Consider the following 16,221-nt stretch of genomic DNA (forward strand, 5'->3'; position numbering starts at 1 on the left):
AAAGATCGGCCGCCCTTGGCGGGTCCATCGGGACGGTCTCCTAAACTTCGCTCAGGGGGAGCTCGGATGATTGGTATTTTTGGAGCATCCGGGTTCATCGGGCGAAATCTCGTTGATCATTTCAACCAGAAAAATATTCCATTCCGTGGCTTTGTACGGCGAGCAGCTTTTGCTCAAACGGCCAACATGACACTTATTGATTTCGATGACCCGGCGACCTATCGCGACCATCTCAAAGAACTGAGCGCCGTGGTGTTGCTCGTTAGCGCATCTGTGCCGGCCACCTTCGCAAATGATCTCGTATCTGAGGTGAGTCGGAATGTCGTTCCGCATATCAAATTCCTGCAAAGCATCCGTGGGACCTCAATCGAGCATGTGGTCTATCTATCATCTGGCGGAACGATCTACGGAGTGCCCCGGCAGTCGAGCATCACTGAAGAACACCCAACTCTTCCAATAAGCACCTACGGGTGCGGCAAACTGATGATCGAGAGCGCCATAAAGACGCTATCTGCGGGCGCCGGATGGAACTATTCGATTCTTCGTGCTTCGAATCCTATTGGCAAATATCAGTCGCCCGAAAAGGGGCAGGGCCTCGTTGCCGCTGCCGTTCGAGCTGCCTTTCTCGGTGCCCCGATTGACATCTGGGGCGACGGCAAGGCATTGCGCGACTACATCGACGTACGAGATCTTTGTGCTGCCATCGATATCGTACTGAGGCCGCAAGAGCGAAAAAGACAAATTTACAATGTCGGACTGGGCAGATCAGTTAGTGTAAATGAAATCGTCGACCTTTGCTCCTATGCATGCGGAAAACCTATCTTCCGAAATTACATACCGGAGAAGTCGTTTCTTGTGAGGGACGTGGAGTTGAATTGCGACGCCATAACGCGTGATACGGGATGGAAGGCGAAATTTGACATTTCCGATGCGATACAAAATTTTGTATTGGATTACAAAGAGACGACGCAGACTGCGTCATTACCCTGAAATCGCGCTACTGTACGTCTTCAAGGAAATGTTAAAAATAAGAAAACTGACGGCATAGGTTGACGATGAAAAATCATCGATCTTGCTACTTCAGAAACGTCCGGCTGCTTCGAAATAGTGCTACTTGACGTTCTTTTGAAGCACGAACAACGCTTCGTTTCGAATGGCGCTCTCGAAGCATTTCGTAAACCCAAACGGTTCAGCCAAGCGGTCGAGATGGGCGGAGAATGTTTCTTTGGTCCACGCGTGGACGTGGATGTCGACGCGCTTTTTTAGCCCGGCTTCGGCTGCCGACACCAACTCGGTTTCGGTAAACGCAGGCTGGGAAATCGGGTGCACATAACGGCAGTGCTCGATATAGGAGGCCAGTAGCGTCGGTTCTCCGCCCGTACTCAAATCGTCCATGAGATGGTCGAACGGTGTCGGAGGTCGGTCCCGGTCAGTAGTGAATCTCATGTCCGGCACGGCGATGACGTAGACGCCACCTGGCTTCAATCGTGCCAGTCCCTCGCGAATTGAGCCGAACGGGTTGGCCAGGTGTTCGATGACGTGGGCCGAAATGACGAAGTCGAGGCTCGCGTGCCGAGTTCCCGCAAAGGTCTCCGCATCGATGAAGCCGCCCTCCGTGATGTTTTTGTCGGCAAAGTGCGTCTTCAACGTTTCGTTGTCGCGGATGTCGCCGTAGATCACCGTGGCCGTGGGTGGCACAGGAAATGGACGGTTGCCGGCTCCGACTTCAATGCCGATTCCCTTGACAAAGGCGTCTGAAATCACGGTTCTTGCACCGATGACCTCGTGAAGTCCGGCTTTGTCTCCGACCTGGCGGCGGTCGCGATGGAGCGCCGCCGCGACATGGGCGAGTTCGCTGTGCGAGCGTTCCAACCAAAACTCTACCGTTTCGTCTGCGTATATTTCAGTCACGGATAAACGGCTCCTGGCTGCAAGTTCTCTAACCAAGCCGATCGGCCGCTGGAGGAACGGGAATTTCCGTACGATTTCTGCACTGCGCATTTTGGGCCCTACAACAGCTTCCTCGACCTAGCGTGGTTGATCTGCGTCGTCACGCTTTCGATAAGGCTCTCATCGTGGCTTGCCAAAACGCTAGCGTCTGCCCTCGAGCTAGGTCGTCCATGCGGCGTATCGCGTTCTTGGAACGAGGCGCCAGCCCCTTCGGCTGCTCCTGGGCGCCTTGGCCACGCGATGTGTATGTCATATCCGTCGTCTTCGCTCCCCAATTCGTGGCGCACTCTTCGCACCGCTTCTCTCGGTTCGCAAGCCTCTCGATCACAACCCCAAGCCGATGTCGACCGGCAGCTTCGCGCTGGCAAAAAGTTCGTGAATGCGAATATGAAACATCTGGCCATCACCTCAACTCCACGCTATGCGATATGTGGCGGGTAAGTTGAGGATTGGCATTCTGGCTTGGAGGGGAGAGTTGCCCCAAGATATCGAGCAGACGCCATGAACCACGAGAGTGTCATGCAATTGAGCCCACCGCTTTCTAAGTCGGCTGAAACGACGGTCGTCTATTCGACCGCCAGCGTCGGGATCGTCTGGGCTTCCGGCATGCTCGTTGTCGCTGCGGCCAAGAAGACGATTCAAACGGCATCATGAACCTTGCTCAGCTTGTTATTTCCCTGACACATCGGGAGGTGTCTGGCCGCTATCGCGGTTCCACGTTTGGGCTGTTGTGGTCGCTGCTCAATCCCTTGCTCATGCTCGCGGTGTACACGTTCGTGTTCGGTGTTGTGATGAAATCGCGCTGGACAATGCCCGATCAGCAAAGTGCTACCCATTCCACCGGCGAGTTTGCCGTGATCCTGTTTTGCGGATTGATTGTCTTCCAGTTTTTCTCGGAGGTGATTTCGCAGGCGCCTGCGCTGATTGTAGGCAACGCAAACTATGTAAAAAAGATTGTCTTCCCGATCCAGATTCTGCCGATCGTTTCGGCTGGCACCGCGCTGTTTCATGCGGCTGTCAGCCTCTTGGTGCTGCTGGTTTTCGCCTATGTCGTTTTTGGAAATATTCCGCTCACAGTGATTCTGGCGCCTCTGGTTTTCGCGCCGCTGGTTATTCTGGTGCTCGGTATAGCGTGGGCGTTGGCGTCGATCGGCGTCTATTTTCGTGATATGAGCCAGATCGTCGCTCCTCTCGTGACCGCGACCATGTTCCTGTCGCCCGTCTTCTTCCAGAGAGCGTCGCTGCCGACCTGGCTGCAGCCCTGGCTCTCGCTCAACCCGCTCGCGATCCCGGTCGAGAATTTCCGCAACGTGGTCCTCTTCGGCGTACAGCCGAACTGGATGGCGCTCGGCTCCTACTCGATCGTAGCGATTGTGGTGATGTTTTTGGGCTATCAATTTTTCCAGAAGACTCGCAGAGGCTTTGCCGATGTCCTCTGACAAGACCGGAGTTGAGACGGTTGGCCGTGCGTCCGACATTGCAATCCGAGTGCGTGACGTGTCGAAACATTATGTCATGTTCGAGCGGCCGGAAGACCGCTTCAAGCAGATGATTGTGCCTCGGCTCGAGCGTCTGGTGGGGCGCCCACCGCGCCGCTACTTTCGCGACTTCGCGGCCTTGTCCGGCATTTCCTTCGACATTGGCCGCGGCGAAACAGTTGGCATCATCGGCCGCAATGGATCCGGCAAGTCGACGCTCTTGCAGATCATCTGCGGCACGCTGCAGCCGACCGCGGGGTCGGTCGAGGTCAATGGCCGGATCGCCGCGTTGCTTGAGCTTGGCGCCGGCTTCAATCCAGAGTTCACCGGCCGCGAAAACGTCTTCCTCAACGCGTCGATTCTCGGTGTGCCTCGCAAGGAGATGGAGTGGCGTTTCGACGACATTGCGCGTTTCGCCGATATCGGTCCCTTCATCGATCAGCCGGTAAAGACCTATTCGTCGGGCATGCAGGTGCGGCTCGCCTTCGCCACCGCTATCAACGTCGATCCCGACATCCTGGTAGTGGACGAAGCGCTGTCAGTGGGCGACGAGGCGTTTCAACGCAAGTGCTTCGCCCGCATCGAGGACATCAAGGACAAGGGTGGCACCATTCTGTTTGTCAGCCACGGTGCGCAGACCATCGTCCAGCTTTGCACGCGGGCATTGCTCGTGGATGCCGGTGAGCTCATACTTGAAGGCCGGCCAAAAGCGGTGGTGGCGCAATATCAGCGGATGGTCAACGCCAGCGTGGAAACGGCGAAAGAAATCCGCGCCGGGATTCTTGCACCCAGTGCCGTTTCGCCGACTGCCAAGGCAGCAGTCGCTGGCAGTTTCGAAGACAAGCCCGCCGTCCCCAATACTAAGTCGGCAGCGGTTATGAAGTTTCCTGCTGCTGAAGCCTCCGATGCGGTCGTCGCGTCACCTGTCGAGGCCGAATCGAACGACACCGCTGGCCAGTACGCAGACTATTACGACCCTAACCTCAAGTCGAAGTCCGCAGTTTATCTCGAAGAAAGAGGTGCCCGCATCCGGGATCTTCGCGTTCTAACCCTCAGTGGCGAGGAGGTGAATGTGCTGCAAATGGGAAAGCGGTATGTTCTCGAATACACAGTGGACTTTTATTCTCAGGCAAGGGAGGTCGGCTTCGAGTTCCTGTTCAAAACTGTAACAGGCCTGGTTTTGGCAGGATCAGACACGCATAGAGTAAAGGGAGAAAAAACTCAGTTTGTCATTTCCGGTGCGGCGATGAAAATAAGTTTTACCTTTAACTGTATCATGTTGCCGGGCGTCTATCTCGCAAGTGCCGGCGTACGAGGTCTGGTGAACGGCGAATTGTGTATGCTTCACAAGATTATTGAAGGCATTCTCATACGCGTCGCCAGCGAGCCAGACCTTGCAGCAATCGGCTACGCAAACCTAGATGCAACGCCCCAGGTGGCTCTGTCTTCAGCAGAGCTTCCAGAGCATTGAGCGTCTCGGCAGCTCTGGATTTGGTGTCTTCGATAACATCGAGTAATAGATCGCGTTTGCCCCCTTCAACTAGGTCCAGGGCAGCGCGGGTCACTTCATCCTCCTTTGCATGCTCAACCCGATAAACAAATGGCCATCCCGAGGTGGAAAGTAGACTTGTAAGCTTTCCACCTCCGCGAATTTGATCGATCGCGATGAACGGAATCTTGTTGCGCATTGCCAAAACTGCGCCATGAAAGCGAGATGTGAGAACGAGATCGCAAGACGAGTACAGAGCTTCAATTTCGACAGGCGTGCGGCTAGAACGGGTTAAGTGGTGTTCTATCTCAACCGTCTTCACTTGATAATTTGTGGCCAGGCTATCAAGCACATGCGCCGTGAGAGCACTGGTGCGACCATGGAGTGAGCTTTGGGGGCCATACTCGCTCTGCTCACCGCGAAGTACCAATCCGACAACAAGCGGTTCACTTGATTCACGTACGCGCTTTGAATTGACCCGCCAAGGCGCGAGAATGGCAACGTCCTCAAAGCGTTGACCGCCTCCTTCTCGCGCCAATGCAACGTCGAACGGCTGGACGTAGTTGATATGGTTTCGGTCAAACAGACTAATGCTGACCCCGATTTTTCTGGTTGATGGAAATCGACGAACTATCGTCTCTACAATCGGATGATCCTTGATAACCGGACCGCAGACGAAAACCAACGTGCCGTAGTCATTCTCGTCTAGCTCGTCCAACGCCACCCTTTCGCCGGAAATTTCAAACTCCGTGCTTTCTGTTAGATGCCTAAAATTCAACCCCAACGCTTTCATGCGAGCAGCAACACTCTGTACCGCGTATAGATCTCCGATGGTTCCATTGTCTTTCAGCGATCCATACCAACACAAAAGAATCTGGCCCTTGGCAACTGGATGTTGGACGTCTTTGGAAGATAGACGCGTAGCGAAGTTGCAAAGAAATTGATAGGCGCTCCCCTCGCGCACGGCACCATGATCAACCTTGTGCGTGAGTTTTAGAACTGGAAGCTTGGCAAAAGATACGACCTCCCGGTCCTCCTTTGAAATTGCACCAAGCAATCGCGTCTCATAGGGAGCGAACAAATGTGGACCGCTTGCCGATATCTTCGGCACATTGTCCCACGACATGCGAAATTTTCTATCCTTTTGATAGGCTTCGCCGAATAGATGATGGAACCAGAAATAGTCCGGATCGTCTGTTCGGCTCTGCCAGTGTCGGTAGACGTACCGACGCCATTCATGCGCTATATAAGATGACTGGCTGGCTGCCAAAAACCATGAAGATAGCATTCGGGAGGGGGCGGGCCGCTCGAATGCAAAGAAGCCTTCAGACATAACGCCGTCAAGCCACTGATCAAGAGGCTGTAGGCAATAGCAAGTGGCATCGACCCAAACTCCTCCATACCTCGTTAGCAATTCGACGCGAACAATATCGCTATAAGCCGCGTCTGAGAGGGGCATAGAAAGGATCGAACTTGCGTCGCTCACCTCAGGCAGAAAGTCCGCCAAGCTTTCTCTGGTTAGGACATGAATCGTCCAGCTAGGATTGATTCTCTGCCAAGAGCTTACGCAGGCCCTCACGATTTTTGGCGCGGCTTCGATGCCTTGGAGCCACAATATCCAGATGGTTTTAGGAAGCATTGTTCGTCTCGTCGCAAAGCGACGCCCTATGTCTCAACTCCGCGGCGTGCCTAGGCCGCTCCCGCACCTCTTTGACGTGACCGATGACACTGGCATCGTTCACAACCGTGGCCTTCGTCGGAGTGTTGTGATGCGCCCTGCTAGCACCAGTCGATCATTGGCTTCAAGACATCCATGCCGAGATGCTGACTTCTTGAGCCAAGCTCTCACTGAGGAGCGAACAGCGAAATGTGGCAACCACCGATCGCATGCAAGCCTCGAACCTCACAACCCACGAGGCAACACTTCGACGGCAGCTTTACTAGGAGAGTGCGCCTTCCACAAAAAATATCTGGCGATGACCGTGACTCCGCGCTATGCGATACAAAGCGGCGGGGCTGGGGATTGGCACTCTAAACTGGTGATCGGTGACGGGTTTCCGTCGCTCTCGCACTACGTTAGTGTCCAAGTCCTTGCGCCTGGAGTTCAGTACTACCCAATGACATCCTATGTAGAAGCCGTGTCCGGACTTCGGCCGAAGATACGGCGCGCCATTATAATGATCCAGGACCTGGTCATGGTCTTGGTCGCGGTGGCGCTGAGTCTCGGGCTTTCGCAGTCGAGACTTTCATTCGATGCGCTCTCCTGGCCGGGCCTGGCTTGCTGGGTGAGCATTGTTCTTCTCAGCCATCTCTTGTTTCGCTATTGCGGCCTCTACAACACCGTTTGGCGTTTCGCCTCCACGCCGGACTTCTTCAACATCCTGAAGAGCTGCGCGATCCTGACCGTCACGCTCTATGTCGTCTCGCTGGCGGTCCGATGGTTTCAGCCGGTGACCGGCCTCAACGAGCGCCAGTTTATCGTCTTTTTCCTCGTCTCCTTCACCATCATATCGGCGCCGCGGCTTTACTACCGCTTCCTGCGCGACGGGGCGAGCTGGCGAATCCTGAGCCGCAATGCAAACAATGTGGCGATCAAGCAGGCGCTGTTCGTCGGCAGGCTGGGCGAGGCAGACGTCATCATTAGGTTCACGCGCACGGCAGAGCCGGCCGAGTATTCCATCGCCGGCATCATGGCCATCGAGAACGGCGCGCCGCTGGGCACGCAGATCCAGGGCGTCCCGGTGGTGGCAGTGCGGCCCCACCTGGTCGAGGTGCTGGAAGAATATGCAAGAGGTACCAAAAGCCTCGACATGCTGATTTTCGGCAATGGCACCGAACGCGAGATCGAGGAGTATTCGGAGCTGGTCCGTGTCGCCCGTCACAGCGGCATCGCCGTCGTCCAGTTCTCCGGCGTCTCGGAACTCGGGCAGGGCGGAAAGCTGGTCCTCGACGCTGTCGAGATGGAAACCATCCTGCGCCGCTCCACGGTTCCGTCGGACGTTGAGCGCATTGGCGGCTTCGTCGGCGGCAAGCGCGTCCTGGTGACCGGCGGCGCCGGCTCCATCGGCCGCATCCTGGTCAAGCGGGCGCTGGAACTCGGCGCCGAGGCGGTTCTGGTTGCCGATATCTCGGAGTTCGGGATTTTCCAGCTCGACCAGCAGGTCGACGAGAAAGATCATGCCCGGCTCAAGAGCCGCATCGTCGATGTCACCGACCGGCGCCAGATCACCCGCGTCGTCAGCGACTTCAAGCCCGACATCATCTTCCACGCCGCCGCGCTCAAACATGTGCCGCTGCTTGAGGAAAACTGGGAATCGGCGATCCAGACCAACATTTTGGGTACTCTCGTCTGCGCCGAGGTTGCCGCCAAATGCGGCGTGCCGCAGTTCCTGCTGATTTCCAGCGACAAGGCGGTCGATCCGACCTCGGTGCTCGGCATGACAAAACGCGCCGCCGAGCAGATCGTCTCTTCGCTGCACGAAACGCACGCCACCGAACCCAATGGCCGTCGCTCCGGCACCAAGTTCATCGCCGTGCGGTTCGGCAATGTCTTCGGCTCCAACGGTTCGGTCGCGACCATCTTCCAGGCGCAGATCGAGGCCGGCGGTCCGGTCACCATCACCGATCGCCGCATGACCCGCTACTTCATGACGGTGGCCGAAGCCGTCGACCTCGTCATCATGTCGGCAGCCGATGCCGAGCGGCGCCAGGGCAAGGACGATTACGCCATCTACATGCTCGACATGGGCAAGCCGGTGCCGATCCTCGAAGTCGCCGAAACCATGATCCGCATGGCCGGCAAGAGCCCCTACACCGACATTCCGATCCGTTTCACCGGGATCAGGCCGGGCGAGAAGCTTCACGAGGTGCTGCATGGCGGCAACGAGGAGATTGTCGCGCTCGATATCCCCAAGATCTTCGGCCTGCGAACCGATGTCGTGGGGTGGCCCAGGGTCCAGGCAGCGCTGACGTCGCTGCAGGCGGCCATGCGCGACCAGGACAAGGCCGCCGCGCTCGCCGTCATGGCCGGGCTTCATCAGGCCGAACAGCCTCAAGCCGACGCGCGCCGCGAAACCATTGCGAAAACAGTCGGGCAAGCGGGTTAGAGCAATTCCCGGAAAAGTGTGAAGCGGTTTCCCGGAAAATCGCGTAGCGCTTTCCCTGAGGAATTGCGTACAAACAAACATGCTGTCCTGATCGACCGGGATTGGCTATTGAAACCAATCCGATGGCCGTTCCCAGGCGCTTGCAGATGATTCTGAACCCGTGAGCAGACAAGATCAGCGCGTGGCCGTGCTGCTGGGCACGAAAGATGGCGCGGCTTTCCTTGACGAGCAGCTCGCATCGCTGCTTGCGCAGTCGCATCCTCTTGTCGACCTCTGGGTCTCCGACGACGGGTCGACGGATGGCACTTCTGCCATCATCGGCGCCTGGCAGAGCCGCTGGCCCAAGGGCCGGCTGACCCTGTCGAACGGTCCTCGCCAGGGCTTTGCCGCCAACTTCCGCTCGATGATCATTGATCCGCGCATCGATGCCGACTACTACGCCTTCTGCGACCAGGACGACATCTGGGAGCCGGACAGGCTGGAGAGCGCTATTGCCTGGATGCAGGGGCACGATGCCGAAACACCGCTGCTGTTTTGCTCGAGGACCGCGACCATGTCCGAAACCGGAGCAGCGCAAGGCTATTCGCCGCTGTTCCTAAAGCCGCCGTCGTTTCGCAATGCGCTCGTGCAGAGCATTGCCGGCGGCAACACCATGATGATCAACCGCGCGGCGCGAAAGTTGCTGGCAACGGCATCGGCAAGAACCGAGTTCGTCAGCCATGACTGGTGGACCTATCTGATCGTCACTGCTGCCGGCGGCATTGTCCGCTATGATCCGCGGCCGCTGGTGCGCTACCGCCAGCATGAGGCAAACCTGGTCGGCGCCAACGTGTCATGGAAGGCGCGGCTGTCGCGGCTGGGGCGCCTGTTCAAGGGCGAGTTCGCCGTCTGGACCGATCACAATCTGAGCGGTCTGGCGGTCAATCGCGACATCCTCAGCAGGGATGCCGCCGTTTGCCTCGGCCTGTTCATCAGGGCGCGCAAGGGCGGTGTCTTGCGACGCCTGCGTCTTCTCAGAAAAAGCGGCGTCTACCGGCAGACGCTGGCCGGTACGCTTGGGCTCTATCTGGCCTTCATCTGGCGGCGGATCTAGAGCATGCAGGGACGGCCATGAGGGGACCCAAGCGAGCTTTCGACCTCGTCGTGGCGGCGGTTCTCTTGCCGCTGACCTCGCCCGTCATCCTGCTTGCCATGCTGGCAATCAGGCTGTCGTCGCCTGGACCCGCCTTGTTTTCGCAAATCCGGGTCGGACAAAATGGCGTGCCGTTTCGCTGCCATAAGCTGCGGACGATGGTTGTCGGAACGCCGTCTCTGCCCTCGCATCAGGCGCCGGCAAGCTCCATCACTTCCGTCGGCGCGGCGCTGCGAAAATTCAAGATCGACGAACTGCCGCAGCTGTGGAATGTGCTGAAGGGAGAGATGAGCCTGGTCGGGCCGCGTCCTTGCCTGCCCACGCAAACGGAGCTGATCGAACGCCGCAGGCAATTGGGTGTGCTTGCGGCGCTTCCGGGCATTACCGGGCTGGCGCAGATGAAAGGCATCGACATGTCCGACCCGAAACTTTGCGCCGAGATCGATGCCGAATATCTCAGGATGGCCTCGATCGGCCTCGATGTCCGCATTCTCGTCGGTACGATCTTCTACCGCGGTTGAGCAACGCCGGATTTATAGCGGCGCGCAAGCTCGGTCAGTTGTTCGAGCGTGTCGGTCCGCGGCGCCCAGCCTTCGGATACCAGGAGCGACGGATCGCATATCTGCGTCGCTGTCATCGCTTCCCATGCCTTGCCTTTGCCCAACAAGACCAGCACTGCCCGCATCAGCCCGGCAGGCACTCTGGACAGCCGCAATGAGTAGCCAAAACCGTTCCGGAATGCCCCGATGATTGCCGAGACCGGGAGAGGAGGGAGATCGCAGGCGACATAGATGGGGCGAAGCGGCTGCTGACGGCTCAACAGATACACCGCGGTCCGCGCTGCCGCCTCGCATGACATCAGCGATCGTGCGCCGCTGAAGGCCGCCGCCGGCAGCGACAAGGCCATAGGCACGCCGCCCAGGCGCATCAGCGTCGCCAGGTTTCCCTTCATGCCTTCGCCATAGATCGACGGCAGGCGCAGCGCCGTGGCATCGGTAGGTCTGGACGCATAGGCTTCCAGCGTCCTGATCTCGCCTTCGCGTTTCGAGCGGCCATAGGCGCATTGCGGGGCTGGCGGCGTCGCCTCGCTGATCGTTCCGCTGAAGCCGGGACCGGCCACCGCCCGGATCGAAGACAGATAGATGAAGCGCCCGCTGGCCTGCGCGGCGGCCGCGCGCGCTAACTGAGCGGTCAGTGTCGCATTGGCGGCCAGGAAGTCGGCCTCGCTCGCCTTGCGGTCATTGTTGAGAGCCGCACAGTGGACGACATGGGTGATATCTGGCATCAGCGCCTGGAATGCCTGGGCCGGCGCGTCGAACTCCGGCAACTTGACGGCATCGCTCGCGGGGTCGAGCCGCTCCGGGTGACGCGATGCCATGCGCACCTCGAACCCGGCTTCGCCAAGCTGGTTGACGACCTGCCTGCCGATGAAGCCCGTCGCGCCTGTGACCAGCACTTTCACGGCTGGCTTGCCTGCGGCGTCGAGGCCGGCAACGCCTGTTGGCAGCCCGAAGCAAGATAGGTCCCGGATACCAGGAACACCATCAGTGTCGAATCGAGGATGTCGTGGCCGATCAGGATGCCGGTCAGGCCGGCGATGAGATAGGTGATCACGGTAGCGACGATCATCGTGGCACCGAACCGCTCGACGGTGTCGGTGCTGGTGCGCAGAACGATTGCTGCGTTTCTGGCGGCAACGACGAACACAGCCGCAAGCGTGATGGCGCCGACGAGCCCGGCCTCCACCAATGCGGTCAGAAAGCCGTTGTGGAAATGGCTGAAGCCCGTGTATGGCATGTTGAACTGATTGTTGAATCCATCCTTCATCAGCTCGCGGCTTGCAGCAATGCCGTGACCGAAAATCGGCATGTCGTGGAAAGCGCCGAGGCCGATCTGCCAAAGCGCGGCGCGGAAGCCGAGCGCCGTGGCATGGTCACCTTTCGTAGCCAGCGCATCCCAGTCGCTGAACAGGAAAGCTGCGCGCTCGTAAATGATCGGGAATCCGATGGCGGCGATAACCACGCCGATCGCGCCAGCAATCAGCAGCAGACGAATAGCGTTTCGGCTGGTGAGCCTGCGCCGGTTGATCAGCAGGACGGCGATCCCGGCCACCGGCAGTGCCAGCCATATGATCCGCGACCCCGAGTAGAGGATGGCGACCGCCCCGGCCAGCGCTGCGCAGGCAAGCAGGACCTTGTTCTTTTCGACGTTTGAAAGGGCGCCCGCCAGGCACATCAGAACGCTGAGGCAGGCGACCGTCGCGAATACGATTGGATTGCCGGCACCGCCTTCGGCTCGTACGCCCAGCCAGTAATGTTGCACGATCGCCAGCAGCAGGGCCCCAAAACATGCGGCAGCGCTCGCCAGCACGACGATGCGCGCCAGCGTGGTTTTCTCGGTGATGCTCCAGGTTGCGTATGAGACGGGGAAAAACAGGAAGGTGATCAGCCCTGCCAGATGAGGCGCATCCTTGGCGATCGAATTGTTGACGATAGAGGCGAGCACGAAGGCTGCACAATAGGCATAGATGGCCACCGTCATCGCGACCATTGGCCGGTCGGTGTTGAAGCGCCGTCTTTTCAGGGCAAGCAGAAACACCGACCACAGGCCGCCGCCATTGAACACAAAGCTGACCGCCGACCCCAGCACAGGCGGGCAAAAGAAGCAGAGAATGGAGAAGGTGATGTTGATCCGTGACGGCGAGAGGTGCTGCTTGATGGTGGAAATCGGGGTCAATGCTCTGGTTCACAATGCGCTGGGGTCGCTTGGCGACGGACGGTGTTTGGTGGCGACTTTTTTGCAGCATCCCGCCCGGCGCGGGTTCAGGAGCCGGTATAGCGGCTGGGTCCGGTTTTCGATAGTGCGGCGAGGATCTTGCAACCATCGAAATCCGTGGCGTGGCCGCATCGCATAGCGAAAGCATCCACCGGCCCGACCGTTTTCCCGAGGGTTCCGCCAAGATTTTTCACGGCCTTTGAGGGCTATCAATCTGTCGGGCAGAAATTTCCGGATTCCGGGCTTTTCATGGAAAATTCGTTCCTTATCGGCTTGGCCGCCGGCCTTTCCAGCGTTGTTATATCAGGTGGCGATCTGCTAGAACGCCGGCACGAACCGATAGTGTCCAGCAGTGAAGCTTGAACCGGGCGGCTGAAAAGGACGCCCGATCCATCTGATGCAAGGTCTGGATGGCACGAGAGAACGCTCACAGTCCATGAACATCGCGCTTACGCATTTGCAGCGGCTCGAGGCCGAATCCATCCACATCTTCCGTGAGGTTGCTGCCTCCTTCTCCAAGCCGGTGATGCTCTATTCCGTCGGCAAGGATTCCTCCGTGCTGATGCATCTGGCGATGAAGGCCTTCTATCCGGCCAAGCCGCCTTTCCCCTTCCTGCATGTCGACACCACCTGGAAGTTCCGCGAGATGATCGCCTTTCGCGATCAGATGGCGCAGAGGCTCGGCTTCGACCTGCTCGTCCACGTTAATGAAGACGGCGTGCGTGACGGCATCAACCCCTTCGACCACGGCTCGAACACCCACACCCATGTGATGAAGACCGTGGCGTTGCGGCAGGCGCTCGACAAATACGGTTTCGACGCCGCCTTCGGCGGAGCGCGGCGCGACGAGGAAAAGTCGCGCGCCAAGGAGCGCATCTTTTCCTTCCGCAACGCCCAGCATGTCTGGGACCCGAAGAACCAGCGGCCGGAAATGTGGAAGATCTTCAACACTCGCATCGCGCCGGGCGAATCGATCCGCGTCTTTCCGCTGTCGAACTGGACCGAACTCGACATCTGGCAGTACATTCTGCAGGAGAACATTCCGATTGTGCCGCTCTATTTCGCCAAGGAGCGGCCGGTGGTCGAACGCGACGGCATGCTGATCCTCAAGGACGATGACCGCATGGCGCTGCGACCCGGCGAGACGGTCGAGAACCGGCTGGTGCGCTTCCGCACGCTCGGCTGCTATCCGCTGACCGGCGCTATCGAATCCGACGCCGACACGCTGGAAGCCATTGTCGGCGAGATGCTGACGGCACGCACCTCCGAGCGCCAGGGCCGCCTCATCGATCGCGATGAAGCCGGCTCGATGGAAAAGAAGAAGCGCGAGGGGTATTTCTGAGTATGCGCCACATCCTGGCCAAGAGCCTCGCCCCCACCGATGGCATCCGCGAATACATGGCGGCACAAGAGAAGAAGTCGCTGCTGCGCTTCCTCACCTGCGGCTCGGTCGACGACGGCAAGTCGACGCTGATCGGCCGCCTTCTGTCCGACACCAAGCAGATCTTCGAGGATCAGCTCGCAGCACTCGAGCGCGATTCGCGCAAGCATGGCACCACCGGCGACGACGTCGACTTCGCGTTGCTGGTCGACGGCCTCGAGGCCGAGCGCGAGCAAGGCATCACCATCGACGTCGCCTACCGCTTCTTCGCCACGCCCAAGCGCAAGTTCATCGTCGCCGACACGCCTGGCCATGAACAATACACCCGCAACATGGCGACCGGCGCCTCGACCGCCGATCTCGCCATCGTGTTGATCGATGCGCGCCAGGGCGTGCTGCGCCAGACCCGGCGCCACTCGATCATCGCCTCGCTGCTCGGCATCCGCCACATCGTGCTTGCCGTCAACAAGATCGACCTCGTCGGTTTCGACCAGGCGGTGTTCGACCGCATCGTCGAGGATTACCGGCAGTTCTCGCATGAGCTCGGCTTCCAGACGATCGTGCCGATCCCGATGTCGGCCCGCTATGGCGACAATGTCACCAGCCGCTCCGACAAGACGGCGTGGTATTCCGGCCCGTCGCTGATCGAGCATCTCGAAACCGTGTCGGTCGACGATGCCGCCGTCGAATTGCCGTTCCGGTTTCCGGTGCAGTATGTCAACCGACCCAATCTCGACTTCCGCGGCTTTGCCGGCACCATCGCGTCCGGTCAGGTTGCGCAGGGCGACGAGGTGGTCGTCGCAAAATCCGGCAAGGCCTCGCGGGTCAAGCGCATCGTCGCGCACGGCGGCGATCTCGCCCAGGCCGTCGCCGGCCAGGCCATCACCCTTGTGCTCGACGACGAGGTCGAGGTCTCCAGAGGCAACTTGCTGGTGTCGCCCGCGGCACGGCCGCAGGTCGCCGATCAATTCGCCGCCAACATCGTCTGGTTCGACGAGGCAGCGCTGCTGCCGGGCCGCTCCTACATCCTGCGCACCGAGACCGACCAGACCAGCGCCACCGTCACCGACCTAAAATACCGCGTCAACGTCAACGACTTTGCCCGCGAGGCGGCAAAGTCGCTCGACATGAACGAAGTCGGCATCTGCAACATCTCGACCCGCGCGCCGATCGCCTTCGACACCTTCGCCGACAACCGCACCACCGGCGCTTTCATCCTGATCGATCGCATCACCAACGCCACGGTCGGCGCCGGCATGATCCTGCATACGTTGCGCCGCGCCGAAAACATCCACTGGCAGTCGCTCGATGTCGGCAAGCGCGGCCGCTCCGACCTGAAAGGCCAGCGCCCTGCCGTGTTCTGGTTCACCGGGCTTTCCGGCTCGGGCAAGTCGACCATCGCCAATTTGCTCGAGAAGAAGCTGTTCGCCTCGGGACGCCACACCTACATTCTCGACGGCGACAATGTCCGCCACGGCCTCAACCGCGATCTCGGCTTCACCGATGCCGACCGCGTCGAAAACATCCGCCGCGTCGCCGAAGTGGCCAAGCTGATGGCCGATGCCGGGCTGATCGTCATTGTCTCCTTCATCTCGCCCTTCAGCGCCGAGCGCCGCATGGCGCGCGAGCTGATGGCCGACGGCGAATTCGTCGAGGTGTTCGTCGATACGCCGTTCGAGGAATGCGCCCGGCGCGACCCGAAGGGCCTTTACGCGCGGGCGCTGAATGGCGAGATCAAGAACTTCACCGGCGTCGATTCACCGTATGAAGCCCCGGAAAAACCGGAAATCCATCTTAAGACACTCGGCAAGACGGCCGAGGAGATGGTAGAGGCTCTGGAACACTGGCTGAACGAGCGCGACATTGCTGAAGACCAATACGAAGCCGGCGGCGGCATCTGACGACGAGGC

Annotated in this window: 13 protein-coding genes; 9 read left to right on the plus strand and 4 right to left on the minus strand. The window is 59.1% G+C overall.

The genetic code is table 11. The features are described 5' to 3' along the window. Nucleotides 1–66 precede the first annotated feature (66 nt). Nucleotides 67–990: an NAD-dependent epimerase/dehydratase family protein gene (locus tag JQK88_RS07780; protein WP_203277988.1), complete on the plus strand. Its 924-nt coding sequence runs from the start codon at nt 67–69 to the stop codon at nt 988–990. Between the two features lie 120 nt (nt 991–1,110). Here JQK88_RS07780 and JQK88_RS07785 read toward each other — a convergent pair whose 3' ends face one another. Then, nucleotides 1,111–1,911: a methyltransferase domain-containing protein gene (locus JQK88_RS07785; protein ID WP_203277989.1), complete on the minus strand. Its 801-nt coding sequence runs from the start codon at nt 1,909–1,911 to the stop codon at nt 1,111–1,113. A gap of 540 nt (nt 1,912–2,451) precedes the next feature. On the opposite strand from JQK88_RS07785, the gene JQK88_RS07790 reads away from it, so the two are divergent. The 3 genes from JQK88_RS07790 to JQK88_RS07800 are packed head-to-tail and all read left to right on the plus strand — an operon-like array spanning nt 2,452 to nt 4,899. Continuing rightward, entirely contained in the window at nt 2,452–2,604 is a 153-nt protein-coding gene (locus JQK88_RS07790) for a hypothetical protein (protein ID WP_203277990.1), read from the plus strand. Beyond that, nucleotides 2,601–3,389 carry an ABC transporter permease gene (locus JQK88_RS07795; RefSeq protein WP_203277991.1) on the plus strand — a complete coding sequence of 263 codons (789 nt, stop codon included), beginning with the start codon at nt 2,601–2,603 and terminating at the stop codon, nt 3,387–3,389. The genes JQK88_RS07790 and JQK88_RS07795 overlap by 4 nt, the downstream gene beginning before the upstream one ends. Then, entirely contained in the window at nt 3,379–4,899 is a 1,521-nt protein-coding gene (locus JQK88_RS07800; RefSeq protein ID WP_203277992.1) for an ABC transporter ATP-binding protein, read from the plus strand. The genes JQK88_RS07795 and JQK88_RS07800 overlap by 11 nt, the downstream gene beginning before the upstream one ends. Here the strand turns inward: JQK88_RS07800 and JQK88_RS07805 are convergent. Then, nucleotides 4,796–6,556, minus strand: coding sequence for a capsular polysaccharide synthesis protein (locus tag JQK88_RS07805; RefSeq protein WP_203277993.1), 1,761 nt, complete (start codon nt 6,554–6,556; stop codon nt 4,796–4,798). The genes JQK88_RS07800 and JQK88_RS07805 overlap by 104 nt on opposite strands. A gap of 478 nt (nt 6,557–7,034) precedes the next feature. Between JQK88_RS07805 and JQK88_RS07810 the strand changes: the two genes are divergently transcribed. From JQK88_RS07810 to JQK88_RS07820, 3 genes are all read left to right on the plus strand, one after another. Continuing rightward, nucleotides 7,035–9,023 (plus strand): nucleoside-diphosphate sugar epimerase/dehydratase, encoded by a 1,989-nt coding sequence (locus JQK88_RS07810; RefSeq protein ID WP_203277994.1) that lies wholly within the window; start codon nt 7,035–7,037, stop codon nt 9,021–9,023. 160 nt (nt 9,024–9,183) lie between these two features. Beyond that, nucleotides 9,184–10,116, plus strand: coding sequence for a glycosyltransferase family 2 protein (locus JQK88_RS07815; RefSeq protein WP_203277995.1), 933 nt, complete (start codon nt 9,184–9,186; stop codon nt 10,114–10,116). 17 nt (nt 10,117–10,133) lie between these two features. Then, nucleotides 10,134–10,676 (plus strand): sugar transferase, encoded by a 543-nt coding sequence (locus tag JQK88_RS07820; protein ID WP_203277996.1) that lies wholly within the window; start codon nt 10,134–10,136, stop codon nt 10,674–10,676. Here JQK88_RS07820 and JQK88_RS07825 read toward each other — a convergent pair. Continuing rightward, nucleotides 10,664–11,617, minus strand: coding sequence for an NAD-dependent epimerase/dehydratase family protein (locus JQK88_RS07825; protein WP_203277997.1), 954 nt, complete (start codon nt 11,615–11,617; stop codon nt 10,664–10,666). The two genes, JQK88_RS07820 and JQK88_RS07825, sit on opposite strands and share 13 nt — an antisense overlap. Further along, on the minus strand, nt 11,614–12,891 hold the full coding sequence (locus JQK88_RS07830) for an O-antigen ligase family protein (RefSeq protein WP_203277998.1): 1,278 nt from the start codon (nt 12,889–12,891) through the stop codon (nt 11,614–11,616). Before JQK88_RS07830 ends, JQK88_RS07825 begins: the two co-directional genes overlap by 4 nt. Nucleotides 12,892–13,366: 475 nt before the next feature. Between JQK88_RS07830 and cysD the strand changes: the two genes are divergently transcribed. Next, nucleotides 13,367–14,272, plus strand: a complete 906-nt coding sequence (cysD, locus tag JQK88_RS07835; protein WP_192256445.1) for a sulfate adenylyltransferase subunit CysD — start codon at nt 13,367–13,369, stop codon at nt 14,270–14,272. A 2-nt stretch (nt 14,273–14,274) separates the two neighbouring features. After that, nucleotides 14,275–16,212, plus strand: coding sequence for a sulfate adenylyltransferase subunit CysN (gene cysN, locus JQK88_RS07840; RefSeq protein ID WP_203277999.1), 1,938 nt, complete (start codon nt 14,275–14,277; stop codon nt 16,210–16,212). The last annotated feature ends 9 nt before the right edge of the window (nt 16,213–16,221 follow it).

Origin of the sequence: Mesorhizobium caraganae (assembly GCF_016836705.1) — a bacterium.
Lineage (GTDB): Bacteria > Pseudomonadota > Alphaproteobacteria > Rhizobiales > Rhizobiaceae > Mesorhizobium > Mesorhizobium caraganae.